Below are 1459 nucleotides of genomic sequence, written 5' to 3'. Positions count from 1 at the left end.
TGCTCTTGATCAGCATCTGGGTCTTCATCAAAGTTACCTGCACTTGCTTCTGGTTGGGCACTGACTAATTCGTAACCTGCTTGCGCGTAATCCCACAGCGTATTGGTGTATGCCGAACCTGCCTTACCTGTGATCGTTTGGAGTTGGTCAGTCAATTCTTTGTTGGCTCCATCGTAGACATCGATATAGTGCACCTTGACGGTTTGGTCACCCGCAGTATATGTCACCACTGTCATAAGATCTTTTGAATCATGGGTGATCGTTTGACCACTGATCTCGTTTCGATCTGGTGTGTAGCCTGTGATCGTTGGACTTTGGATCACTTCTGTCGTCTGCGCTGGACTCCATACTGTACTCAAGATCGCACCAGTTACTGTATCGATCGTGTCAGTTGAAGTAAAGACATATTCTTTAACCTGTGCTTCTGTCACCGGTTGACCTTTCTTTGGTCCGTTACCGTAAACATAGGTCACGGTTTGCGTCACTGTCTTTGGTGTACCTGTGACTTCTTTTGTCCCGTGGGCTAAATGGAGCACCACATTTTGATCGACTGCGTCGTTATTATCAAAGTTTGCCGGTAAAGCATCTGCACTCACTAAGATATAGCCTTTATCCAAGTAGCTTTGGATAAGTGCTTGGTAGTCCGTTGAAACTTTATCACCTACGATGCTTTCACTGTCTCCTGTCGCTAAAAGCTCGTCATTGGCTAAAACTTTACCATTGTCGCCATCATCGATCACTGTATAAGTCAAACGCTGTTCATTGGCATCATAGTAAACAGTTACTACGTTATCCTTTGAACTTGGTGTGATCGTCATTTTTTCAACGACTGGCTGATCACTTGTATATCCGCTGACTGTTGGGCTCGTAACTGCACTAAATTCTGCTGTTTCAGGTGCCCAACTTGGTTCGCCGACATTTTCTTTTGTCACTTGATCAACGGTATATGTCGGTACGAACGTGTGACTATTCACACTATCAGCCGATACCATTTGGCCTGCTTTTGGACCTGTACGGTAGACGTAGTTGATCGTTTGACTAACTGTCACTGGTGTACCCACTACTTGTTTTAACGCATGGGTCAAGTAAACGTAGTGCTCTTGATCAGCATCTGGGTCTTCATCAAAGTTACCTGCACTTGCTTCTGGTTGGGCACTGACTAATTCGTAACCTGCTTGCGCGTAATCCCACAGCGTATTGGTGTATGCCGAACCCGCTTTACCTGTGATCGTTTGGAGTTGGTCAGTCAATTCTTTGTTGGCTCCACCGTAGACATCGATATAGTGCACCTTGACGGTTTGATCACCCGCAGTATACGTCACCACTGTGCTGAGATCTTCTGAATCATGGGTGATCGTTTGACCACTGATCTCGTTTCGATCTGGTGTGTAGCCTGTGATCGTTGGACTTTGGATCACTTCTGTCGTCTGCGCTGGACTCCATACTGTACTCAAGATCG

At 46.0% G+C, this 1459-nt stretch carries 1 protein-coding gene; it reads right to left on the bottom strand.

Annotated features, from left to right (window positions below; translation table 11 throughout):
- Positions 1 to 1459: MucBP domain-containing protein (locus Q9Q35_RS02630; protein WP_304652003.1), on the bottom strand; the 1459-nt coding region annotated here is incomplete at both ends.

Origin of the sequence: uncultured Ligilactobacillus sp., assembly GCF_948826705.1 — a bacterium.
GTDB lineage: Bacteria > Bacillota > Bacilli > Lactobacillales > Lactobacillaceae > Ligilactobacillus.
The sequence above is the reverse complement of the archived record's forward strand: the minus strand, read 5'-3'. Positions and strand labels throughout refer to the sequence as shown.